The 23,222-nt window shown below is 51.4% G+C and carries 16 protein-coding genes; 11 read left to right on the top strand and 5 right to left on the bottom strand.

Annotation, left to right across the window (positions count from 1 at the left end; translation table 11 throughout):
• Positions 1 to 54 precede the first annotated feature (54 nt).
• The 4 genes from cysT to cysK all read left to right on the top strand — a co-directional run bounded on the left by cysT (position 55) and on the right by cysK (position 3,825).
• A complete protein-coding gene (cysT, locus tag ACQ9LF_RS07765; protein WP_462488820.1) occupies positions 55 to 891 on the top strand; it encodes a sulfate ABC transporter permease subunit CysT in 837 nt (278 codons plus the stop codon).
• A complete protein-coding gene (gene cysW / locus ACQ9LF_RS07760) occupies positions 882 to 1,763 on the top strand; it encodes a sulfate ABC transporter permease subunit CysW (protein ID WP_462488819.1) in 882 nt (293 codons plus the stop codon). Before cysT ends, cysW begins: the two co-directional genes overlap by 10 nt.
• Positions 1,760 to 2,812: a sulfate/molybdate ABC transporter ATP-binding protein gene (locus ACQ9LF_RS07755; RefSeq protein WP_462488818.1), complete on the top strand. Its 1,053-nt coding sequence runs from the start codon at positions 1,760 to 1,762 to the stop codon at positions 2,810 to 2,812. The genes cysW and ACQ9LF_RS07755 overlap by 4 nt, the downstream gene beginning before the upstream one ends.
• Before the next feature lie 65 nt (positions 2,813 to 2,877).
• Entirely contained in the window at positions 2,878 to 3,825 is a 948-nt protein-coding gene (cysK, locus tag ACQ9LF_RS07750) for a cysteine synthase A (RefSeq protein ID WP_462488817.1), read from the top strand.
• 280 nt (positions 3,826 to 4,105) lie between these two features.
• Here the strand turns inward: cysK and ACQ9LF_RS07745 are convergent, their stop codons facing one another.
• The 4 genes from ACQ9LF_RS07745 to ACQ9LF_RS07730 all read right to left on the bottom strand — a co-directional run bounded on the left by ACQ9LF_RS07745 (position 4,106) and on the right by ACQ9LF_RS07730 (position 8,957).
• Positions 4,106 to 4,765, bottom strand: coding sequence for a PEP-CTERM sorting domain-containing protein (locus ACQ9LF_RS07745; RefSeq protein WP_462488816.1), 660 nt, complete (start codon positions 4,763 to 4,765; stop codon positions 4,106 to 4,108).
• 386 nt (positions 4,766 to 5,151) lie between these two features.
• The gene (locus tag ACQ9LF_RS07740) at positions 5,152 to 6,837 is read right to left on the bottom strand and encodes an alpha-L-fucosidase (protein ID WP_462488815.1); all 1,686 of its coding nucleotides are present in this window, start codon (positions 6,835 to 6,837) and stop codon (positions 5,152 to 5,154) included.
• A 95-nt stretch (positions 6,838 to 6,932) separates the two neighbouring features.
• On the bottom strand, positions 6,933 to 7,952 hold the full coding sequence (locus ACQ9LF_RS07735; RefSeq protein ID WP_462488814.1) for a hypothetical protein: 1,020 nt from the start codon (positions 7,950 to 7,952) through the stop codon (positions 6,933 to 6,935).
• 222 nt (positions 7,953 to 8,174) lie between these two features.
• Positions 8,175 to 8,957: a hypothetical protein gene (locus ACQ9LF_RS07730; RefSeq protein ID WP_462488813.1), complete on the bottom strand. Its 783-nt coding sequence runs from the start codon at positions 8,955 to 8,957 to the stop codon at positions 8,175 to 8,177.
• A gap of 618 nt (positions 8,958 to 9,575) precedes the next feature.
• Here ACQ9LF_RS07730 and ACQ9LF_RS07725 point away from each other — a divergent pair.
• A complete protein-coding gene (locus tag ACQ9LF_RS07725) occupies positions 9,576 to 9,836 on the top strand; it encodes a hypothetical protein (protein ID WP_462488812.1) in 261 nt (86 codons plus the stop codon).
• 74 nt (positions 9,837 to 9,910) lie between these two features.
• Here the strand turns inward: ACQ9LF_RS07725 and leuS are convergent, their stop codons facing one another.
• The gene (leuS, locus tag ACQ9LF_RS07720) at positions 9,911 to 12,511 is read right to left on the bottom strand and encodes a leucine--tRNA ligase (protein WP_462488811.1); all 2,601 of its coding nucleotides are present in this window, start codon (positions 12,509 to 12,511) and stop codon (positions 9,911 to 9,913) included.
• A gap of 474 nt (positions 12,512 to 12,985) precedes the next feature.
• Between leuS and purL the strand changes: the two genes are divergently transcribed.
• From purL to ACQ9LF_RS07690, 6 genes are all read left to right on the top strand, one after another.
• Positions 12,986 to 15,874 carry a phosphoribosylformylglycinamidine synthase subunit PurL gene (purL, locus tag ACQ9LF_RS07715; RefSeq protein ID WP_462488810.1) on the top strand — a complete coding sequence of 963 codons (2,889 nt, stop codon included), beginning with the start codon at positions 12,986 to 12,988 and terminating at the stop codon, positions 15,872 to 15,874.
• 52 nt (positions 15,875 to 15,926) lie between these two features.
• On the top strand, positions 15,927 to 16,733 hold the full coding sequence (gene purQ / locus ACQ9LF_RS07710) for a phosphoribosylformylglycinamidine synthase I (protein ID WP_462488809.1): 807 nt from the start codon (positions 15,927 to 15,929) through the stop codon (positions 16,731 to 16,733).
• 45 nt (positions 16,734 to 16,778) lie between these two features.
• On the top strand, positions 16,779 to 18,023 hold the full coding sequence (locus tag ACQ9LF_RS07705) for an MFS transporter (protein WP_462488808.1): 1,245 nt from the start codon (positions 16,779 to 16,781) through the stop codon (positions 18,021 to 18,023).
• Positions 18,024 to 18,431: 408 nt separating this feature from the next.
• Positions 18,432 to 18,992, top strand: coding sequence for a sigma-70 family RNA polymerase sigma factor (locus tag ACQ9LF_RS07700; RefSeq protein ID WP_462488807.1), 561 nt, complete (start codon positions 18,432 to 18,434; stop codon positions 18,990 to 18,992).
• Positions 18,992 to 20,698, top strand: coding sequence for an NPCBM/NEW2 domain-containing protein (locus tag ACQ9LF_RS07695; RefSeq protein WP_462488806.1), 1,707 nt, complete (start codon positions 18,992 to 18,994; stop codon positions 20,696 to 20,698). Before ACQ9LF_RS07700 ends, ACQ9LF_RS07695 begins: the two co-directional genes overlap by 1 nt.
• A gap of 179 nt (positions 20,699 to 20,877) precedes the next feature.
• Positions 20,878 to 22,986, top strand: a complete 2,109-nt coding sequence (locus tag ACQ9LF_RS07690; RefSeq protein WP_462488805.1) for a LamG-like jellyroll fold domain-containing protein — start codon at positions 20,878 to 20,880, stop codon at positions 22,984 to 22,986.
• The last annotated feature ends 236 nt before the right edge of the window (positions 22,987 to 23,222 follow it).

The raw sequence follows: 23,222 nt of genomic DNA, 5'->3' as shown, positions 1-23,222 counted from the left end.
AACAGAACAATCAAACCGAAGGCGGCCGGTTATGACGGCTGGATGGCCAGTACGATGAAAATACGGAATAAACCTACGCATGTACTTCCCGGTTTTGGGCTGACGCTTGGATTTTCGATGTTCTACCTGTGCCTGATCGTTCTGATACCGTTGTCGGCTCTGTTTGTGTCCGCGTTACGCATGGATGCCGGTCATTTTTGGCAAACCATTACATCCCCGCGTGTGCTGGCGTCCTATCGGCTGACATTCGGGGCGTCATTTGCGGCTGCGATCATTAATGCTGTCTTCGGGCTGCTGGTTGCATGGGTTTTGGTACGATACCGGTTTGCCGGACGCAAGCTGATTGATGCGATGGTGGATTTGCCGTTTGCCTTGCCGACGGCGGTGGCCGGGATTGCCCTGACGACCCTGTATGCTCCCACTGGCTGGATGGGGCGTCTGCTGGCCCCGCTGGGGATTAAGGCGGCCTTTACACCGCTGGGGATTGTGATTGCCCTGACCTTTATCGGGCTGCCGTTTGTGGTACGCATGGTACAGCCGGTGCTGGAAGACCTCGGCACGGAAATCGAAGAAGCGGCGGCCAGTCTGGGAGCAACGCCCTTTCAGACCTTTCGGCGAATACTCTTTCCTGAATTGCTGCCGTCATTGTTGACGGGATTTGCCCTGGCATTTGCACGGGCGCTGGGCGAATATGGTTCGGTGGTGTTTATTGCGGGCAATATGCCGATGAAAACGGAGATTGCACCGCTGCTGATTGTCACCAAGCTGGAACAGTATGATTACGCGGGGGCGACAGCGATTGCCCTGGTGATGCTGGTGCTGTCGTTTATTCTGCTGCTGATGATTAATCTTTTGCAGCGATGGACACAAAGGAGCAGACAATGTCAATGACTTATATTCAATCGCATTTGCGTCAGACGCACCCTGCTTACAGGGGACGATGGACACCCTTGATTCTGACCCTGATAGCCATCCTGTTTCTGGGTCTGTTTTTGGTTCTGCCGCTGGCAGTCGTCTTTGTGGAGGCGTTTCGCAAAGGCATCGGTGTGTATTTGCAGTCTTTTTCCGACCCCGATGCACGGTCGGCGATGCGGCTGACACTGCTGGTTACGCTGGTGGTGATTCCGCTGAATCTGGTCTTTGGTGTGGCCGCGTCCTGGGCGATTACCAAATTCGAGTTTTACGGCAAAGGTCTGTTGCTGACCCTGATTGATTTGCCGTTTGCGATTTCACCGGTTATTTCGGGGGTCATCTTTGTGATGTTGTTCGGGTTACACGGCTGGTTTGGTCCCTGGCTGATGGAACACCATATCAAGATTATTTTTGCCTTGCCGGGGATTGTCCTGACAACTTTGTTTGTGACGTTTCCGTTTATCGCGCGGGAATTGATTCCGCTGATGCAGTCGCAGGGCACCGAACAGGAACAGGCGGCGCTGGTCCTGGGTGCCAGCGGCTGGCAGATGTTTTGGCGGGTGACTCTGCCCAATATCAAATGGGGTCTGCTGTATGGTGTCATTCTCTGCAATGCCCGGGCCATCGGCGAATTCGGGGCGGTCTCGGTGGTCTCCGGCCATATTCGCGGCCAGACCAATACGGTCCCGCTGCATATTGAAATTCTGTACAATGAGTATAATTTTGTCGGGGCATTTGCGATGGCTTCACTGCTGACCCTGCTGGCGCTGATTACGCTGGCGGCGAAAACCCTTGTGGAATGGAAGACTAAAAAAGATCAGGCCAAGGCTGTCGTCGGAGGCATACGATGAGTATTCAGATCACCAATATCAGCAAGACATTCGGATCATTTACCGCCTTGAAAAACGTTAGTCTGACGATTCGCAGCGGTGAGTTGATGGCTTTGCTGGGCCCCTCCGGCTGCGGCAAGACAACGTTGCTGCGAATTATCGCGGGGCTGGAGCAGCCTGATCCCGGCAGCGGGCCGGTTTTGTTTCATGACGATGATGTCAGTGCCCAGTCTGTCCGGCAGCGTCGAGTCGGCTTTGTTTTTCAGCATTATTCGCTGTTTCGCCATATGAATATTTTTGAAAATGTAGCCTTTGGCCTGACCGTGCGTCCACGCAAATTCCGCCCCAGCAAAGACGAAATCCGGAATCGCGTGTACGCATTGCTCAAGCTGGTTCAGCTGGAGCGCCATGCCGGGATGTATCCGCATCAGCTTTCCGGCGGTCAGCGGCAGCGGGTGGCGCTGGCCCGGTCGCTGGCGGTCGAGCCGAAAATCCTGCTGCTGGACGAGCCGTTCGGGGCGCTGGATGCCAAAGTCCGCAAGGAGTTACGGCAATGGCTGCGGAAACTTCATGACGAAATGTCCATTACCAGCGTGTTTGTCACCCACGACCAGGAAGAAGCCCTTGAGGTGGCCGACCGGATTGCGGTGCTCAATGCCGGCCGGATTGAGCAGGTTGGAGCGCCGGAGGAAGTCTATGATAATCCGGCCAATCCGTTTGTGTTCAATTTTCTGGGCAATGTCAATATCTTCCATGGCCGTGCGGGAGAGGGGCGTCATTTATTTGGCGGGCATGAGGCCGAACCTATGTCCCGAACAGCGGCTTATGTCCGACCGCACGATATTGACATTGTTCGACAGTGTACCCCCGATGCGATTGCCGCCAGAGTTGTCCATATCGCACCTGTGGGGCCGATTGCCCGTGTTCAGCTTGTTCGGCAGGATACCCAGGAGACGGTGGAAGCAGAGATTACCCGTCAGCATTATAATGAATTAATGCTGCATGCAGGTGAATCTGTATTCATCCGATTAAGAAATGCCCGTTTTTTTGCGGACGATTACTCGATATAATACGTATAACTTCTGGTCGCAGGTGATTCCCGACAGGGTTAACCGGAAAAAGAAAGGATTGAATTATGACCAATATTCATGACACGATTATCCAGACTGTGGGCAAAACCCCGCTGGTAAAAATCAATAAACTGATTCCCGGCGGCAGAGTTCTGGCCAAGCTGGAAAGCCGCAATCCGCTGGCTTCCGTCAAGGACCGCATTGGTGTGGCGATGATTGAAGCCGGAGAGCGGGCCGGAAAGATTAATCATAAAACCGTGATTATTGAGCCGACCAGCGGCAATACCGGTATTGCGTTGGCTTTTGTCTGTGCGGTCAAGGGATATCGGCTGTTTCTGACGATGCCCGAGTCGATGAGTATAGAACGCCGCAAGGTGCTCAAGGCTCTCGGGGCAGAATTAATATTAACTCCGGCTGCCAGCGGGATGAAAGGAGCGGTTGCTGCCGCGCTGGAAATCGCTTCCGCCGAAGCCAATTCGTTTGTGCCGCAGCAGTTTGAGAATCCTGCCAATCCCGAGGCTCATCGCCGCACGACCGCCGAGGAAATCTGGACCGATACCCAGGGTAAAGTCGATATGGTTGTCGCCGGGGTTGGCACCGGCGGAACGATTACCGGCATTGCTGAAGTGATCAAATCCCGCAATCCTGCCTTCAAAGCGATTGCTGTCGAACCGGCCCAAAGCCCTGTCCTGACCCAGACGCTGGCCGGTCAGGAGATCAAACCCGCCCCGCACAAGATACAGGGCATTGGTGCGGGATTTGTTCCCAAGACACTAAACCTCAAGGTGATTGATGAAGTGGTTGCCGTGGATCAGGATGAGGCGATTGACTGGGCACGGCGTGCGGCCAGGCTTGAAGGGTTGTTTGTCGGTATCTCCTCTGGGGCAGCGCTGCGTGCGGCGGATATCGTTGCGTCCCGGCCGGAAAATAAAGACAAGACCATCGTGGTGATCACCCCCAGTTTTGGCGAGCGGTATTTATCCTCAGTTCTGTTTGCCGACATTGTTGCCTGATTTGGGACGAAATAAAACCATTTAAGGAGAACCTGTGAAATTTGCAACCAAAGCCCTCCGGACTGGATAGGAGCCGGACCCGACTACCGGATCAGTGATTGTTCCGATTTATCAAAGTGCCAATTTTGTGTTTAAGGATGTCGGTAAGCCCAGTGCCTTTGAATAGTCCCGCAACGACGGTACCAGGTGCAGTCGTCCTTCCATCTGAGCATAAAAAAAGCCCCGCCAGAAGACGGGGCTTTGTGTTGGTGTCTATGGGAATAAGCGAAATGTAAACCGCTTATTTCTTGCGACGCAGCAGCAGTCCGCCCAGTGTCAGCAGGGCCATCGTTGCCGGTTCGGGAATGACATTGACTGCAATTTCATCGATCTGGGCGATTCCAGTACCGGTACTCTTGACGAGAATACCCAGAGTCCCGCCGACCGATTCCGGAGTGGCAGCAATGCCGGTGGTGCTGTTGTACCAGATATGCTGTGACATCCAGTCGCTGTTAATGGCCTGGACGTAGGTTCCGAAAACATTGGCCGGGTTGTCATAGAACAAAGAGACTGTCCATTCACCCGTGCCTGTCCAACCCCAGCGGGCAGCGATATAGGAAATATCAAATACATCACCGGCCTTAATGGTGTAGGAACTCATCGTATAGGCGGCATCACCGGAACTCATAAAGCCGGCATTTTGATAACCATACCCGCCAAGCCACCAGCCGACATCGGCAGCCTCAACCCCGGCGTCATTCAATTCTCCGGCAGCGCCGTTACGATAGTTGGTCCAGCCTGCAATCTCTGGAGCATAGGGCGCGTCAAAGCCTTTAAACGGTCCATTGCCGGTAGTCACAATCCCGGAATCAAAATCGATGTTCACAAATGAATCGATGACCACGGCCTGTGACACAGTGGCCAACGCAGCCACCATACCTAAAACCAATACCTTCTTCATCTTCACGATCCTCCGAAAAAATGGTTACAATAAAACGTTTTACAGAACGTTTACGTCCCTCTTATTATTGACACACTTTGGCGAGATGTTGAAATGAGTATATGATGATATTTCCCACACCTCTTCCAAATTCCCTATCTTTCCAACGAAATATTAACCTATTACTCATAGCAAAATCAAGAAAAAATCGGTTCAGAGACCAAAAAAGCCTGCCTGTGATAATTGTAACCCATTATATTTCAAAGGGATACACGTTTTTATGTGGGGTGTTGTTTTTGTTCCATCCCCACCAAAAAAATGAGGGATGGCCCCGCAGCAAAGTGCTACTTGGCAGCATCCCCAATTTAACCATATACTCAGAATTCCAAGCAAGGTCTGGATATGGATTATTGGTTGGAATTCTTGGGTGTTTCCTTGCGAAGATAGTGTTTTCGGCTGATGGGGCTTACCGGCCGGCCATCTCTGGCTATTTTTACACAGGATACGATGGCGCTGTTGCGCAGGGTGAAGGGTTCTTCGTAGTAAAGACTGCTGCTGTTGGGGTCGGACCCGTCGAGGGTGTAATGGATTCGGTAGGGGCCGTCAACCACAAAATCGCTGAAGGATACGTCGATCGGCGAGGTGAATTCGGTTTCTTCCGGGTAAATTTCCGGCCCATATATAATTTCAGGCTCGCTATCAAATGTTAATTCAATGACCGTTACAACAGGATCCAGGGCTTTTTCGGGGACAGCCAATACGACATTGATCGGTTCGCAGGTAATCCCAATCGGGCAATTCGGGTCTTGAAGAAAATGTGCCGATACGGGATTGCTGACCAATCCCGGCAGGACAAGCCTGCCGTCAGCGGGCCAGTCGAAGATGTGGAGGTACAGGCGATGGCCTTTGGTGGTACTGCGTCCGAAAGTCAGCTCTTTGAACCGGCTTGCCGTCGTACCGTAAATACTGTCGCCGTTAATGTGGATCCATTGGCCGATTTGCTCCAGCCGCTGGAGGGATTCGGGCGGAAAAAGGCCTTCTGCGGTGGGGCCGACATTTAATAGGAAATTGCCGCCCTTGGATACAATATCCACGAGCTTGCGAATTAAATCGGGACCGCTTTTATAATTTTTGTCGGCTTTGTTGTATCCCCAGTGATCGTTCATCGTCATGCAGGTTTCCCAGTCATAAAGGAGTCCTGTTGCGGGGATCTCCTGTTCGGGGGTTCCGAAGTCTCCGACCGCCTCGTTGGGATCGTACGTCCCGGCCATGCCCTGGCGACCCTTGCCGACGCGGTTGTTGATAATCATATCCGGCTTCAGACTGCGGACGTACTGATATAAATCGCGTCCTCGTTCTTCGGTCCATGTATTCTCCCACTCCCCATCAAACCAGAGGACCGCCGGTTCATAACGGGAGATTATTTCTTTAAGCTGTCCTTTCATATACTGGACATAACGGTCAAAGTTGGCTCCCTCCGCCGGGCGTTTTTCCCATCTGCGGCGAGGCAGATAATCAGGATGGTGCCAATCCATAATGGAATAATAGGTGCAGAACTTCAGCCCCTGTTTGCGGCATTCTTCGGATAACTCCTTGAGAATGTCGCGATGGAATGGGGTATGCATCACGGTATAGTCGGTCAGCGTGCTGTCAAACAGACAGAAACCGTCATGATGCTTGCTGGTGATGACGAGGTATTTGACTCCGCTGGACTGGGCAATGCGGACCCAGTCTGCAGCATTAAATTTTGCGGGATTGAATCGTGTGGCGATTTGGGTGTAATCGTCAAGGGGGATTTGAGCCTCATTCTGGATCCATTCTCCATAATGAGTCTTGCCGTTCCATTGTCCTGCCGGCTCGGCATAGAGGCCCCAGTGAATAAACATCCCAAAGCGGGCCTGTCGCCACCAGGCCATTCGCATGTTTTTGTATTCGGCAGGTTCATTCAGAAAAGGGGAAAGGCCAGCGGCTGCCGCTTCATGCTTCAGGCCTGCGGGTTCCGCCGCTGCATAGAGGTAGCTAGTCAGTATGGCGGCCAGCAGAAAGCCTCGCAGGGTCATTGGATGCATCATGCCGATTCCTTTCAGAGTCATACACGAACCCCTGTGTGATGGAGAGCAAACAAACAGTACCTCCCGTGCAAGGATATCCAAATCAGGAAATTCATTTCGTTAAACCGCGGACAAGGTTATTGCTTCTTTTCTTCACGGCTTTTTCGAGCTCGATCCTGGAGAATATCCAGTTTGGATCGGATTTCGGTTGCCATCCGGCTGTTAGGGAAGTTTTGCACAATTTCTTTGCCTGTTTCCAGGGCGGACAACCAATTGCGTTCTGTTACGGCCATGGTAAACTGAACCCCAAGATTGTGCAGTTTGGTTTTGAAGACGGTGCTGGCTGATTCCTGCAGTGCCAGCGCTTCGGTGGGAGTCAGATATTGATCCAGTTCTTTGAGGATGGCCAGGCTCCTGTCCGTATCCTTGGCCTGCACTGCTCTGTCCCATTCACAAAGCAGCTCACCTTTTCGTAAATCTTTGCGTTCCCGCAGACGCGAGGGCATAGATTTGGCTTTTTCCGAATAGGGAAACATTTTCATTAACGTATCGATTTGGGCTGCTGCCTGGGCCCAGCGGGCCTGGTCCATCAATTCTTCGATATGCGTGATAATCTGCTGGACCCGTCCTTCTTCAGTCGAAGTGCGGTATTTCTCAGCTATCGTTTGAAGTTTGACTCCCAATTGCTGATAGCGGGGGGATTCTCCCATCGCTTTAAGCATCGATTCCACGGCATCGAAATCGTGCTGATGCAATTGGGTCAATGCGGCCTCGCCCAATTCAAGTTGTTCTATGTCCTGAAAAGCAATCTCCTTGGCTGTATCACTCAGATGAGATGCTTTATTGATTTGGGTAAGAAGGGTGTTGCTGCGGGCCATCACTTCTGTCAAATTGTCCAGTTTAATTTCAATTTCTTTGGATGATTGCACGCATTCCCACAGTAATAACACCATGGAAAAAGATAGAATAAGGGTTGCAAAACCAATCAAAACAAAAAACAACCATTCAAAAAATCGGGCAGTGGCGTGCTGTTCATAACATTTAAAGAGGAACTCGAGAAGGAATACGACAAAAGCGACCGCCAAAACTGCCGCAAACATTTGATGCCATTTGATACGCCATAATTGTGAGTCTTTGGGGGCCTTCAGGAAGTTCATATTTCTCTCCTTAGTCAGAACAATCAAGGCCAACTTTCTTCCTCTAATTATACCTCTGGACAGGAGTCTTTGTCAAAATGATTATGGTATATTGTAGCATGAATGTAAAGAATCAGGACGGATATGTCCGCATAAAAAAACGCTACAGGCAAAAGACATGGTCAAGTAAAACATAGAACGTGATGTATGGGTGTTGAGTTAATAAATAGAACAAACAATATCTTAATAATCCGTCTTTAACCAGTTTTCTGTTAACGGAATCAGATCGTTGGGTTCGACAACATAATTCCTGTTGAAATCTGCATAAATGCATAGGCTGTTCGGATCGGTCGGTGTATTGGGATCGGGATTATTGGACGCAAAGATGCCCGAAAAGTCTGGAACGGAGAGGATTGTGTTTGGATCCATGGGAACATTCGGATCCCACGGATGCGTATCACAGACACAGAGCCATTCTCTTGAAAAAAGGGACAAATCGTCCAGATTGACTGTGCAATCTTTGTTGAGGTCGCCCAGCAGAACGCCGGGTCCGCAAATCAACAAATTGTCAATCGCCAGATAGCTTTCATAAATGGTATCTGCCCCTCCATCATTCACGCTCATGGTAAGATGATACCACCCTTCTTGTTCTGGAGTGATGGTGTACGAAAAATCCTTCCATGTTTCGGTGCTTCCGTAATCTCCGACACTATCTACGGAACAGAAGACGATAGAAATATCGGACAGCGTGTACGGAGGCGGGTTGTTCGGATCAACTATCGGATTTAACACAATCGTGCCTGTATCGGTAAAGGGCCGATAATCACAGGTTCCAAAAAAGAAAGAGCCGGTAATCGTTGTCCCGGCCGGGAGGAACAAGTCCTGATAAGCCTGGGAAAAGGCTATCTTTGAGTCGGAGCCAAGCCCCATATCGCCTGTGGAAAGGACCAGGAATTTTTCTCCGTCAACAGGACTGGGAATCCACCACTTGACTGGTTGATTGTAATTAATGCTGGGATAAAACACAGAATGTATTCCCGCATAGTTTACAAGGTCCCAGTCCAATGGAGGTACAAACGGTAACGAATTCGGCTCCGTCGGTCCAGCGTATTCAAAACTCCTATTCTGGATCTGTCCGAAAACCGAAAACGAAATAATCAATAATAAAAATAAGTGCAACCCCGGCATCCTCATGGTTCTGGTTCTCGAAATTTCCCATATTATATCAACTTGGAACCATTGATACAACTCCTTTGCAATAGCATCTTTATACTTTATATCTATGAAGACGACAAAAGACAGGGGATGTTTCAGTTAAATTGATAATTTTGCAAAAATGAGGGAGTGTTTATAATTGTCAACAGGACTTCTAAGTCATTTTGCTGCAATTAGATAGAGATAATATGTCAAAGGGTTGTCTTGGTGGATGTTGATAAAACACAACGCCATTGCAAGACCGTTATAAACGCCGGCTTACAAAAACCTGATTAAAGCTTTTCTTTTTGTTTTAATAAACGGGATTTTGCTGCCTTTGGCCTATAAAACGGCCCTGGACAGCACTGACGGAATAGAAATTGCTTATGCAATTCGAATAACGGTATGCAACATAGTGAAAGCGATTATGAATAGCCGGGGGCTAATAAAATGAATAACGAAGCCATGTTTGAAAAACAGTTGCAGGAGCTGTTGAGGGAAATAGGCCCGCTGCCAGAGCCTTCCTATCAGAAATTGGTTGATCTGGCCCGGCAAACTCAGCAAAGCAGGCAGCAGCTTAAAGATAGCATAGGTAAACTTCAGGATTCGCTGGATTATCTCCGTGTGAGCGTCAAGTATCTCTTGTTTGATCTGGAGGCCACGCGTCGGGAAAATGCCTATCTTAAAAGCCTGCTGCAGAAGATGGAATAATAATAAAAGACACAATCGACTCGGTTTATTCTGAATCGATTGTGTCTTTTTATTGCCTTAGATGACTGGTGTTTCTATATCACAATATTGACTAACCTGCCTTTGATGACAATCACTTTTTTGGGCTGTTTGCCTGCGATAGCGGCCTGGACTTTTTGACTGGCCAGGGCGACTTTTTCCAGTTCCGCCTCGGATGCATCGGCGGCCACGACAATTTTATCTTTAATTTTACCCAGCACCTGGACAGCGATTTCGACCTGCTGGGCTTTGGCCAGTTCCGGATCGAATGCCGGCCAGGGTTCGTAGGCCAGGGTTGTACAATGGCCCAGCTTTTCCCACAGTTCTTCGCAGATGTGTGGTGCGAATGGCGACAGGATCAGGACAAATTGTTCAAGGACAGTTTTGGGTCGAACATCGCAGCGGCCCAGATGATTGACAAAAATCATCATCTGGCTGATGGCGGTATTGAACGCAAAGCCTTCGATATCCTGGGTGACCTTCTGAATAGTCTGGTGCAGAATCCGCAGGGTATCGGCATCCGGAGCGGTATCCTGCACGGCCTTGTGCAGATTGCCGGTTTCCTGATCCACGATCAGTCGCCAGACTTTTCCAAGGAAGCGGTGTACCCCCTCAACCCCCTGCATACTCCAGGGTTTGGTTGCCTCCAGCGGCCCCATAAACATCTCGTACAGACGCATGGAGTCGGCACCATAGTCGGCGATGACTTTGTCGGGATTGATGACGTTGCCGCGGGACTTGCTCATTTTCTGGTTGTCTTCGCCCAGAATCATCCCCTGGTTGACCAGCTTCTTGAATGGTTCCTGCGAGGAGGTGTAGCCCAGGTCAAACAGCAGCTTGTGCCAGAACCGTGAATACAGCAGATGCAGCACCGCATGTTCGGCACCGCCGATGTACAAATCCACCGGAAGCCAGTACTGTTCTTTTTCCGGGTCAAAGGCTGCGTTGGGATTTTTTGCATCCGTATAGCGGAGGTAATACCAGCAGCTTCCCGCCCATTGCGGCATGGTATTGGTTTCGCGTTTGGCTTTGGTGCCGTCGGGCAGAGTAACATTGACCCAGTGGGAGGCTTTGGCCAGGGGAGGTTCGCCGGTGCCGGTGGGCTTGAAATCTTCGACTTCCGGCAGTCCCAGCGGCAGGTCGCTTTCCTTCAGGGCAATGGTGCGGTCGCCTTCGGTGTGCAGAATCGGGAACGGTTCACCCCAATACCGCTGCCGGCTGAACAGCCAGTCACGCAGCTTGAAATTGACGGTTTTTTTGCCGAGGCCTTGTTCTTCCAGCCAGGCGGTGATTTTTTCCTTGAATTCCGGGGTCTTAAGCCCATTAAATTGGCCGGAGTTGATGGCGATGCCATTGTCACTGAAGCAAATTTCACCTTTTTCCGCCTGGGCAGCCAAGTCGGGATTTTCAGGCTTGACGACCTGAATAATCGGCAGGCCGAATTTTTTGGCAAATTCAAAGTCGCGGTCGTCGTGAGCGGGTACGGCCATAATCGCGCCGGTGCCGTAGCTGATGAGCACATAATCGCTGATCCAGACGGGGATTTTCTGCCCGTTGACCGGATTGATGGCATAGGCGCCGGTGAACTGGCCGGTTTTGTCTTTGGCCAGGTCGGTGCGGTCGAGGTCGCTTTTGCGGGCGGCCTGTTCCTTATAGTCTGCGACGGCCTGCTTGTATTGGGCTGTGGTAATCACATCGACCAGCGGATGTTCCGGGGCCATGACCATATAGGTTGCACCGAACAGGGTATCGGGGCGGGTGGTAAAGACCCGCAGTTTGGCATCGTGGCCGTCCAGCTGGAAGTCCACCTCGGCACCGACGCTTTTGCCGATCCAGTCCTGCTGGAGTTTTTTGATTGATTCGGACCAGTCCAGCCCTTCCAATCCGTCCAGCAGCCGCTGGGCGTATTTGGTGATGCGCAGCATCCACTGCCGCATGGGTTTGCGGATAACCGGGTGGCCGCCGCGTTCGCTGACGCCGCCGACCACTTCTTCATTGGCCAGCACAGTGCCCAACGCCGGACACCAGTTGACGGGGGCATAGGATTCATACGCCAGTCGATGGTCGTTGATATATTTCTCGACAGCGTCTGGTCCCTGGGCCTGGATTTCGGCAGGAATGGGCAATTCCTCAATGGGCCGAGCTTTTTGCAGGGTTTCATCAAACCAGCTATTGTAGAATTTCAGGAAAATCCACTGGGTCCATTTATAGTAATTGATATCGGTCGTATCGACCTGCCGGTCCCAGTCGTAGGAAAAGCCCAGCGACTGAATCTGGCGTCGCATGTTATCGATGTTTTTCTGGGTGGTGATGGCCGGATGAGTACCGGTTTGGACGGCATACTGCTCAGCGGGCAGACCGAAGGCGTCCCAGCCGATGGGGTGCAGGACGTTGAATCCCTTCATCCGTTTATAGCGAGCGACGATATCGCTGGCGGTGTAGCCTTCCGGGTGACCGACATGCAGGCCGGCGCCGGACGGATAGGGGAACATATCCAGCACATAATATTTGGGACGCTGTTCCAGCGGCAAGGACGGATCGGGCTGGGCGGTTTTGGTCTTCGTCGAGCCATCAGGGGCCGCGAAGGTCTTGTTCGAGATCCAGTAGTCCTGCCATTTTTTTTCTATTTGTGTAAAGTTGTATCCGCCTTTTTCCATGGTTATATACCTTACTTCCGGCTGTTCATTCATGTTTTATGCGAAAGAATAAACCGGGGATTATACTATTTTCTGGGGGAAAGAAAAGCTGTAATTTGAAGTATTCAGACAAGGGCAAGCGGCAGCCCCCGGGGTGTCCTTCCTGATAAGACTATACAACAGCTATTTTATCGATACGTGTGTGGCCTAACGACAGGCTATTCAGCAACTGCTGTACGGGGTTTTGTCCATTGATGCAGTGGGGGGGATCGTTATTTCTGGTTTCTGGCGTGCTTTGATGTGGACATATGAAGGTATAAATATATCAAAATCTTGGTTTGTTGTGCAAAAGTTGGATAAAATTATTTCACTTTTTGGCCTTTGGGGGATAAGATACCCCGAATACCCGCCGGGCGGGTATTCAATAATTCATAGAAGATAACAAGAGCAGGCAGGATTCCGCCTTGGGCGGAACCATTTTGTTAGGGACCCAACGTGAGACAGTGGCGATTTGAGATTACCAGTCGGCAGGGTGTTGCCGATGTGCACGGAAAAGCCACGCTTGGCAGCATCCGTGAGCTGGCGATTCAGTCCGTGGACGATGTGCATTTTACACGGGTGTATCTGATTGAAGCGGATTTTGATGAGGCATTTGCCCAACGGGTAGGGCGGGAACTGCTTGCCGACCCCGTATGTCAGGAATATGTCATTGGTCATGCACCGCTGCCTTCGGGGGCCGTGCAGGCGACCCAGGTGGAAGTCCACCTCAAAAGCGGCGTGACCGATCCGACGGCCGAATCCGTTCTGGCGGCGCTGAAAGACATGGGGGCCAAAGCGGTTGCCAGTGTGCGTACCGCGCGCAAATATGTGTTGTTTGGGCCCGTATCGCAGGAGGATGTGCAGACTATCTGCCGTCGTGTCCTGGCCAACGACTGTATTGAGGAAGTGGTTTACGGTAGTGATGCCGAGCCGCCAAGCCCGCATACCCAGCCGTATCAGATGAAGCTGGTGCATGTCCCGATTCGTGAGCTGGATGATGAAGGCCTTGTCCGTCTGAGCAAAGAAAAAGACCTGTTTTTGAATCTGACCGAGATGCGGACGATTCAGGGTTATTTCAATCGCATCGGCCGCGAACCCACCGACATCGAGTTGGAGTCGCTGGCCCAGACCTGGAGCGAGCATTGTGTTCATAAGACATTGAAAAGTGCCGTCGAGATGGACTATGACGGCAAGACCATACGCTTTGGCAACCTGCTCAAGGAGACGGTTTTCAAGGCGACGCAGGAACTGAACAAAGACTGGTGCATTTCGGTGTTTGCCGACAACGCCGGCGTGATTGAGTTTGAGCCGGATATGGCGGTCTGTTTTAAGGTGGAAACCCACAATCACCCCTCGGCCCTGGACCCCTACGGTGGTTCGGCAACGGGCATCGGCGGAGTGATTCGTGACCCGATGGGTACCGGAATGGGGGCCAAACCGGTCGCCAATACCGATATTTTCTGTTTTGCCCGGCCGGATATGCCTTTGTCTGAGGTGCCCAAGGGAGTGCTGCACCCCCGGCGGATTATGAAGGGTGTTGTCTCCGGCGTGCGTGACTATGGCAACCGGATGGGGATTCCCACCATTAACGGGGCGATTTATTTTGATGATCGTTATGTCGCCAATCCGCTGGTTTTCTGCGGCAATATCGGCCTGATTCCCCGTGATAAATGCTTTAAACATCAGAAATCCGGGGATTATATCGTTGTCGTCGGCGGTCGGACCGGACGTGATGGCATCCACGGTGCCACATTCTCCAGCGGCGAGATGACCCACGAACATGAGACGATTTTTTCTCATGCTGTCCAGATTGGTAATGCGATTACCGAAAAGAAGATGCTGGATGTACTGTTGATGGCCCGTGATCAGGGATTGTATGATGCCATTACCGATTGCGGTGCGGGGGGCCTTTCCAGTGCTGTTGGCGAAATGGGCGAAAAACTTGGTGCCGTCGTGGATTTGGATAAGGTGCCGCTCAAATACGCCGGACTGAGTTATACGGAAATCTGGATCAGCGAGGCCCAGGAGCGGATGGTTATTGCGGTCCGTCCTGAGCAAATAGACAAGACGCTGGCTCTGTTTGCGTCTGAAGATGTGGAAGCCACGGTCATCGGGCGGTTTACTGATGACAAGCAGCTTGTCCTGCGATACAACGGCGTGGAAGTCGGTCGGCTGGACATGGAATTCCTGCACGAAGGGATTTCCAAGTATTCCCGCAAGGCGATATGGACTACCCCAAAACTGTCGGAACCGTCCCTTGCTGAAAAGAAAAACTACAACGACGAGCTTCTGGCGATTTTGTCCAGTTACAACGTTGCCAGCAAAGAATGGGTCATTCGTCAATATGACCATGAAGTGCAGGGCGGCAGTGTGATCAAGCCCCTGACCGGGATTGCCAACGATGGTCCTTCTGATGCGGCGGTTATCCGTCCGCTGCATCATTCGGATCGCGGGATTGCGGTGGCCTGCGGGATGAATCCATTCTATGGCGATATCGATCCTTACTGGATGGCTCTGTCGGGCATCGATGAAGCGATTCGCAACCTGATTTGCGTGGGGGCCCGGCCCGACCGAATTGCCCTGCTGGATAACTTCTGCTGGGGCAATTGCAATCGTCCGACGACCTTTGGTACGCTGGTGCGTGCGGCGCAGGCCTGCTATGACGGGGCGATCGGTTTCGGTACGCCGTTTATCTCCGGCAAGGATTCGCTCAATAATGAATTTGTCTGCGAAGATGGTCGGGTGATTTCGATTCCCGCGACACTGCTGATCAGTGCCATCGGGATCGTGGATGATGTCAACCAATGTGTGACCATGGATGTCAAACAGGCGGGTAATTTGCTGTTTGTGGTGGGTTCGACAGCCAATGAATTAGGCGGTTCCCATTATTATCGACTGCACGGCCAATTGGGTGCCAATGTTCCCAAAGTTGAGATCAGCAGGGCACTGCGAACAGCTCAAAAGCTCAGTGAGGCCATCCGCAAGGGCCTGGTGCGAAGCTGTCATGATTGTTCCGAAGGCGGGCTGGCTGTGGCACTGGCGGAAATGGCGTTTGCCGGCGGTTTGGGCATCCAAGCTGATTTGCGCGGTCTGCCGACGACCGAAGAGTGCGTGCGAACCGATGCCCAGTTGTTTAGTGAATCCAATAGCCGGTATATCGTGGAAGTTGCTCCGTCGCATTTTCATGAATTTGCATCGCTGATGTCGCATGTGCCGTTTGGTCAGATTGGTGAAGTGGTACATACCGACCGGTTGACCATTCGCAGCCGCAAACAGCAGGTGGTCGTGGATTGCGATCTGGCCTCTCTGAAACAGGCATGGCAAAAGCCGCTGGCATGGAAATGATAACCCGAAGGAATTTCAATCAAAAGATTAGCTTTCAGGCAGAAAATAAACGATGAAACAGGCAAAAGTATTAGTGTTGCGTGCGGCAGGAGTGAATTGTGACCTCGAAACCCAGGTGGCCTTTGAACTGGCCGGAGCCGCGGGCGAGCGTATTCATATCAACCGGTTGATTGAAAAGCCGTCCCTGCTGGATGGGTTTGATATTCTGGTTTTCCCCGGCGGATTCAGCTACGGCGATGATGTCGCTGCCGGCAAAGTGCTGGCCAACCAGGTTGTGCATCACCTGGCCGAGCCGCTGCATCGGTTTATTGAACAGGGCAAGCTGATTCTGGGCATCTGCAACGGTTTTCAGGTCTTGATTAAAACCGGTCTGCTGCCCGATCTTGACGGTAAAGCCCAGCCGAGCCTGACGGATATGCCCGCCACGCTGACTGACAATGACAGCGGCAAATATGAGGATCGCTGGGTTTATCTGCAGCCCGGCACCAACCGCTGCGTATTTCTGGATCCCGCCCGGCGCCTGTATATCCCGGTGGCCCACGGCGAAGGCAAGATTCTTGTCAAAGACTCGCAGACTCTCGAACGCATTATCGCCAACGGCCATGTGGCTTTTCGGTATGTCGATGAACACGGCAAGCCCGGCCCATTCCCCATTAATCCCAACGGTTCTACCGACGATATCGCCGCATTGACCGATTCGACAGGCCGGGTGATGGGAATGATGCCGCATCCGGAACGGTTTGTCCGCTGGACACAGCATCCCCGATGGACACGGCTGACGGCAAAGCAGAAAGAAGGCATGCCGGATGGGATGACGATCTTCACCAATGCGGTTCGCTATGTGGAGTCCAACTTATAAGGGCTGCCTGGTCTGGTTTCCGGAGGTCTCCGGGAGTATGAGGTCATGACGCACTCCCGAAAACTGGTGTTTGGATGGTATGATTACGCCGTTTTCCTGGGTTATTTTGTTTACGCTTCCGGATCGATAGTCCTTCCCATTGTCCTGGTATCGCTGGCTCGTGAGCTGAAATTTACGCTGGAAGAAGGGGGGCTCAGTGCCGGCGGGGCGTTATCCATTGGCCGTGCAGGGATGATTTTGATTTTTATGCTGTTGTGCGGATTTATGGCCGGCCGGTGGGGTAAACGCCGTGTTTTTGGGGTGTCGCTGTTGCTGACTGCAATTGGTCTTGGATTATCGGCTTGGGCATCCAATTACGGCATTTTATTTTTTGCCTTGATGGTTACTGGAATTGGCGAAGGGGCTATTGAGGGACTGGCAACACCATTTGTGCAGGACTTGCACCCGGACCAGCCGGGACGATATTTGAATTTTGCTCACGCCTTCTGGCCGATTGGACTTCTGTTTACGGTTCTTTTGTTTGGATGGCTGTTGTCTGTTGGGGTGTCCTGGCGGGTGATGATGGCATCAGTTGCCTTCGCTGCCCTCCTTCCAGCGGCAATGCTGCTGGTGCCGCCAAACAAGTATCCCTGCCCCGAACATCCTGAGCCGTTGCACTGGTCTGTGGTTCATCGTCAGGCAATGACGATTCTTGGGATTCGACGATTCTGGCTGTTTTTTGCGGCGATGTTTGTTGCTGGCGGTGGAGAAATCTGTCTGACGTTCTGGTCGGCCAGCTATATCCAATTACATTTTTCGGCTACAGCCTGGTCTGGTGCTGTCGGAACCGCTGTTTTTGCTGCAGGCATGATCTTGGGCAGAACCCTCTGGGCTTATTTTATCCGACAGCATCAGCTTAGCAGGCTGGTCGTCATCTCTGCGATGGGAGGGACTCTCATTACGCTGTGTTTTCCCATGCTGAATCATTTGGGGCTTTTCTTTATCCTGCTGTTTCTGGCCGGATTTGCTACGGCTCCCTTCTGGCCCAGTATTCAGAGCTATTGCACCGATTGCCTGCCCGATGCAGATAAGACCATGATATTTATTCTACTGTCCTGTTCGGGCATTCCCGGATGTGCATTCTTTACCTGGCTGATGGGGTATATCGGGAATTTAAGCGGCAGTCTGGGGCTGGCATTCTATCTGGTTCCAGCGTGTTATCTCCTGCTGGCCCTGATGATTGGGATTGACCGGATGACTCATCAGTCATGGGAGTCGAAAAAAGTTTCCGCTCTTGTTTGTCGGGATTAAAATCCCAAGTCAGGCTTTGCTATGCATTTTGAATGTCGCAAGGAGCGGTATTTGGGGAGTTAGAAAACGGCTTATCACGTTGAATGTCCCATAATTTCATAATGCATTCCATAATACTGGTCACATAAACACTTCTTGGACTTGATGCCTTGAATCAGATTACATAAAATAAGATACACGCAGGGGCATGCACGTAGAGCATCGGAGTGCAAACACGTTTTTTTGAAATAATGCCTAAACCAAGATAGAATAAATCGACTATTATTTAATTGTTAACAAAAATAAAAATTTCCGGGGTAATTTTAACCTCGAAGGGTATTTAGCAGTAGGAAAAATAGTGAAGCAAGGGCATGTACATAATTTCAGTGATGCGATAGATAGATAAACAAACGGCAGGGTGTTGATTACATGAAAGAAACATCCCTTCAGTTCGATGGGAATGATCGTGAAAAGTCAAGCAAAGACGACTTTATCAGTTTGTTTTTATCCAATCAGCGTCGTATTTTCACGTTTATTCTTATGTTTGTCCCCAATCGGTCTGATGCCGAGGACCTGATGCAGGAGACGGCATCTTGGATGTGGAAAAATTTTGACGAATACAAACCCGGAACTAATTTCGGGGCTTGGGGTGTTCAGGTGGCTCGTTATAAGATTCTCAAATTGCATAATCGAACCCAGAATAGCCGGTTGAAATTTGGTGGCGATCTGGTGGACCTGATAGATGCCAGGGCTGAACAGGTTCTGGATAGTGCTTCTCTGAAAATACATGCCTTACGCAAATGTATTTCCGGAATGACCGAGCAGAATCGCCGGCTATTGTATTTGCGTTATGAAGAGGGAATGTCTCCGCAAAAGCTGGCTCAGATGCTGGGGCGTCCGGTACATGGACTCTATAAGACCATGGCTCGGATTCATAAAATGCTGCTTCGATGTGTTCGGCAGAAATTGATTGCCGAGGGAGACGAGTAATGCCGCAGGATAGACCCATCGAACTGGACGAGCTGATTCTCAAGGAGATAGATGGCGTTATCACCGACCAGGAATTCGCCGAACTATCGGAGTGTCTGCGGCGTGATCCGGAGTCGCTTGATTATTATCTTGATTTTATGACGCTGTGTGCCGGCATTCTCAAGCCCGGCGAAGTTACTCTCTGTGATAATGCCTGCTGTTCAGTCTATTCAGCCGAAGAGATTGGTCAGTCGGCCCTCTGGATGGCGCTGGCGGAAAACGAGCGCACTGCCGAGGCAATTCATCTGGAAAAAGCAGAGCCTTTGCCCTCGCTGAATACCCCGCTTGAGATAGCCGCTCGCAGGCAGAATGTGTCGCGTGTGGCACTCTATACGGCGATTGTCTCCACGGCAGCGCTGCTGTTGATGATTGCATTTGTGGTGACCCATCCCCGACAGAGCCGGGATGCCGTGGCCACTCTGACCGGCAGCAGCCAGGCGGTATGGAGCGAAACACCCGGCCTTTCCAAAGACAACAACCGCCTGTATACGCATTCCACATTGAATCTGCTGGAAGGATTTGCGGAAATTACGTTCGATAACCAGGCCCGGATTATCCTGCAGTCTCCGACCCGGATCGATATTGAAGATTATAATCAGATCTATCTGAGCAGCGGGAAATTATCCGCAGTGATTCCACCTTCTGCGGTTGGATTTGTGGTTCGTACTGCAGCGGCCACCGTGGTGGATTACGGGACGGAATTCGGCGTTACAGCGGATGCCGCCGGGCATACGGAAGCCCATGTCTTTGAAGGCAGAGTGGAACTGCGAAGTGGTTCGGATCCGATTCGATTTGCAGGGCTTATGAAGCTGACCAAAGGTCTGGCCGGTCGTGTCAGCGAAACCGGTCAGCTTATGCCGGAAGTGATGCCGGCGCTGCCGTCGTCCTATGTTCGGCATCTGCCCGCAAAGCCGACATTCGGCCAGCCGGGCAAACGTTTAGATTTAGCCGATATTGTCGGGGGGGGCAATGGTTTTGGGACAGGCCAGGACTGTGTCGGGATAGAACCTATCTCCGGCAAGATCGTCAAGGATTTGCTGCTGGTGAATCGAAAGCTGGGGCGTTCACAGTATTTTCCGGTTCCCGAAAACCCCTTCATTGATGGGGTGTTTGTGCCTTTTGGAGGGGATGCTCCGCAGATTGTCACATCACAGGGGCACCTTTTTGACCAGTGTCCAGCAACGGACGGCTGTTATTGGATTGAGATTACCAATAAGCCGGTTGCCAGTATCGGTGGGAATGCCGGCGGGGAGGCTCTTGATCTCCATCTGGTTCGTCTGGGCGGAATCCAGTTCGGCGTACCGATGCATCCGGGTATTATGATGCACTCCAATACGGGGATTACGTTTGATTTGGATGCCATCCGGGCATCGATTCCCGGTGTGCGCATCCGTCGTTTTACGGCCTTGTGTGGTATGTCAGACACCGTAATTCAGCAAAATGTTAAAGCGGACATGTGGGTTCTGATAGATGGTCAAAAGCGACGACAGGAACATTTAATCTATAACCAGACCAGTCATTATACGAATATCGAGGTGGACATTGATGACCACGATCGATTTTTAACGCTTGTGTCAACCGATGGCGGAGACAGCAATGGTGGTGACTGGACCTTCTTTGGCGATCCGGCTTTGGAACTGGAGCCGGTCTGGCAGCAACGTCCCTAATCTGAGTTCTTTTACAAATCCATCAATCGCTGCTTTGATGCAGAAGTGTTAGTGGCATATGAATGACTCTGTCCTGTCAGAAAGGAGGGCCGTGTTGGTCTTAAATAAGAGGCAGTGATAACACATTGTAAAAAGAGTAATGGTTCATTCAAATCATGTTATTGTTTAGGAGAGGTGTTATGAGTAAAGCAAGCAAATGTCTATGGGTCGCTGTGTTGGCGACGATGACGGTGATGTCCCTGCAGGCGTCTGCGGCGTCTATTTCGATGAATTTTGTCGAAAACGCAACCAACCAGATCCTGGCTGGAGGAACTCCGATTGGCCCGATCGGAACAGATGGTGTTTACTGGAATCACAATTCCGCGGTAGGTACTCCCTGGGCAACCAACTCGATGTCCAATCTGATCGATGATACCGGCGCTGCCACGGGCGTGAATGTTTCCTGGAGAAGCTCGAATACGTGGTATACCGGTGAAGGTACCGGCAGCGACGAGGCCAAGCTGTCTGTCGGCTATCTGGATGACGGCGTGACCACCAGTCCGTATGGCGTCCAGGTGATCTTTACCAATATCCCGTATGCCCGGTATCGCGTATATGGTATGTATGCGTCAGATACGAACCAGAATACCTCGCCATATATTGTCACCATGCGGAATTTTGAGGTCAACGGTGTCTGGGTTCTGGGCGGAACGGATGCCACGACCGCACAGGCCTATGGCCGAGCGGATCGCAACTTTACGGCCAATGGTGCGTATTGGACCAAAATTGAGCCAGGTGTCAAGGTCGGCAATTATTGGACGATTGAAACCTCTGGGGCAACCCTGACCATCAGAGGGTTACCGAGAAATGGGTCTCAGCGAGGTTCGCTTTCCGGTGTGGTAATTCAGGAACTGGATCCGTTCCTGGGTTATGATCCTGATCCTGCGGTTGGCAAGGAAGTTCCGCTCAGCCAGGTGTTGAGCTGGAAACAGGTTCCCCAGGTCGGCGGTCTGGGCGTAACCTATAAGGTCTATTTCGGGACCGATCCCAATTCAGTGAATCTGCCTCTGGTCAAAACCACCACGACTGATTCGGCTGATTTCTTCTATGATCCCGATCTGGCCAACAGTATGAAATACTACTGGAGAGTGGATGCTCTGGAGCCTAATCTGGCGGGATCTCCGATTGTTCATACAGGCGATACATGGTGGTTTACCACCCAGCCGCCTTCACCACGCATCGAAACCAACCCGGTCAGTATGACGGTCCCGGCGGGTACAGCACAAGTGCAGTTTTCGGTGAAGGGCATCAATATCGCCACCTATCAATGGTACAAAGATGGAGTTGCCCTGACGGCAGCCCCGGCTCTGTATACAGGCCAGAATACCGATACCCTGACCATTCTGGATGTTCAGGTGGCCGATGAAGGCTTCTATTATTGCGTGGCTGATAACAGTCTGAATCAGCCTGCCACTTCGACTTCGGCTCAGCTTCTGACTAAACGCCTGGTTGGCTGGTGGAAACTTGACGGTGATTTGACGGATTCGGTTGATGAAGTGATAGCCGGTGCACCCGCTCACGACGGCGTCTCTGCCGATCCGAACTATGTCGTTGGCAAAGACGGCAGCGCATTGCAGTTCTTTGGCGGTACAGATGATATTGTTACGATCAACAACAGCGTGGACTTCTTCAATTTCTATCCGCGTGGTTATACCGTCAGTGCCTGGGTGAATATGCAGGAAAAAACCGGTGCTGACTGGGGTGCCTTTGTGGCCAAGCAGCAGCGCGAAGACGGAGCCAGCTGGAAAGGCTTTATTCTGAGCCATCAGTCTGCAGGCCAGGCAGTATCTACTCTGCGTCAGTCATTCAATGATCTGGGATCAGGTACCGATGTGGATGACAACAAATGGCATCTGGTCGTCGGAACCTATGATGCGGCTACCCAAGTGGGTAAGGTCTATGTGGATGGTGTTCTGAAGGGACAGGCTACCAATACCGCTGCGGTGGAGACGAATCCCAGAGCCCTGATTTTCGGGGAAGAAGTATCGACAAGCAGGATTTCGCCTTATATCGGCCAGCTTGATGACGTTCGCATCTGGAGTTATGCGATTGATCCGGTTACGGTTGCAGTGCTGTACACGGATTTCAATCCGGGTGCCGAAGTCTGCGTTGAAAATCCGGAATATGATGTGGCCGGCCCGGATGGCATTGGCGATGCATTCCGCGATTGCCGCGTCAATCTGTATGATTTTGTGCCGTTTGCGAACGCCTGGCTCGATTGCAATATCGTGCCGACCTGCATCCCCTAACCAGGATGTAAAATACATGGTATCGCATTTGTGAATTCAACGGGACTGGAAAGCCCTGAACTCTTGGGGCTTTCCAGTCTTTTGCGGCTTTGCTTGTTGATATGAGTTGATATTACAGGAGGGCTGCTCAGAGGTGGGGGTAGGGAAGGGGGAGTGTGCATCTATCAAAGAGGAAACGTCAGGTTAGTATTTGCTAATCTGTTCAGGAAATTATGCCCCACGTTGCTTGTTGCAAG

The sequence above is a fragment of the Anaeroglomus insulsum genome (genome assembly GCF_050689095.1).
Taxonomy (GTDB): domain Bacteria; phylum Planctomycetota; class Phycisphaerae; order Sedimentisphaerales; family Anaerohalosphaeraceae; genus Anaeroglomus; species Anaeroglomus insulsum.
This window is presented reverse-complemented; position numbering and strand designations above follow the sequence as displayed.

Bases quoted from the DNA above. Each gene is read 5' to 3' on its own strand.
- cysT (WP_462488820.1), top strand. From the start codon at position 55: ATGAAAATACGGAATAAACCTACGCATGTACTTCCCGGTTTTGGGCTG.
- cysW (WP_462488819.1), top strand. From the start codon at position 882: ATGTCAATGACTTATATTCAATCGCATTTGCGTCAGACGCACCCTGCT.
- ACQ9LF_RS07755 (WP_462488818.1), top strand. From the start codon at position 1,760: ATGAGTATTCAGATCACCAATATCAGCAAGACATTCGGATCATTTACC.
- cysK (WP_462488817.1), top strand. From the start codon at position 2,878: ATGACCAATATTCATGACACGATTATCCAGACTGTGGGCAAAACCCCG.
- ACQ9LF_RS07745 (WP_462488816.1), bottom strand. From the start codon at position 4,765: ATGAAGAAGGTATTGGTTTTAGGTATGGTGGCTGCGTTGGCCACTGTG.
- ACQ9LF_RS07740 (WP_462488815.1), bottom strand. From the start codon at position 6,837: ATGACTCTGAAAGGAATCGGCATGATGCATCCAATGACCCTGCGAGGC.
- ACQ9LF_RS07735 (WP_462488814.1), bottom strand. From the start codon at position 7,952: ATGAACTTCCTGAAGGCCCCCAAAGACTCACAATTATGGCGTATCAAA.
- ACQ9LF_RS07725 (WP_462488812.1), top strand. From the start codon at position 9,576: ATGAATAACGAAGCCATGTTTGAAAAACAGTTGCAGGAGCTGTTGAGG.
- leuS (WP_462488811.1), bottom strand. From the start codon at position 12,511: ATGGAAAAAGGCGGATACAACTTTACACAAATAGAAAAAAAATGGCAG.
- purQ (WP_462488809.1), top strand. From the start codon at position 15,927: ATGAAACAGGCAAAAGTATTAGTGTTGCGTGCGGCAGGAGTGAATTGT.
- ACQ9LF_RS07705 (WP_462488808.1), top strand. From the start codon at position 16,779: ATGACGCACTCCCGAAAACTGGTGTTTGGATGGTATGATTACGCCGTT.
- ACQ9LF_RS07700 (WP_462488807.1), top strand. From the start codon at position 18,432: ATGAAAGAAACATCCCTTCAGTTCGATGGGAATGATCGTGAAAAGTCA.
- ACQ9LF_RS07695 (WP_462488806.1), top strand. From the start codon at position 18,992: ATGCCGCAGGATAGACCCATCGAACTGGACGAGCTGATTCTCAAGGAG.
- ACQ9LF_RS07690 (WP_462488805.1), top strand. From the start codon at position 20,878: ATGAGTAAAGCAAGCAAATGTCTATGGGTCGCTGTGTTGGCGACGATG.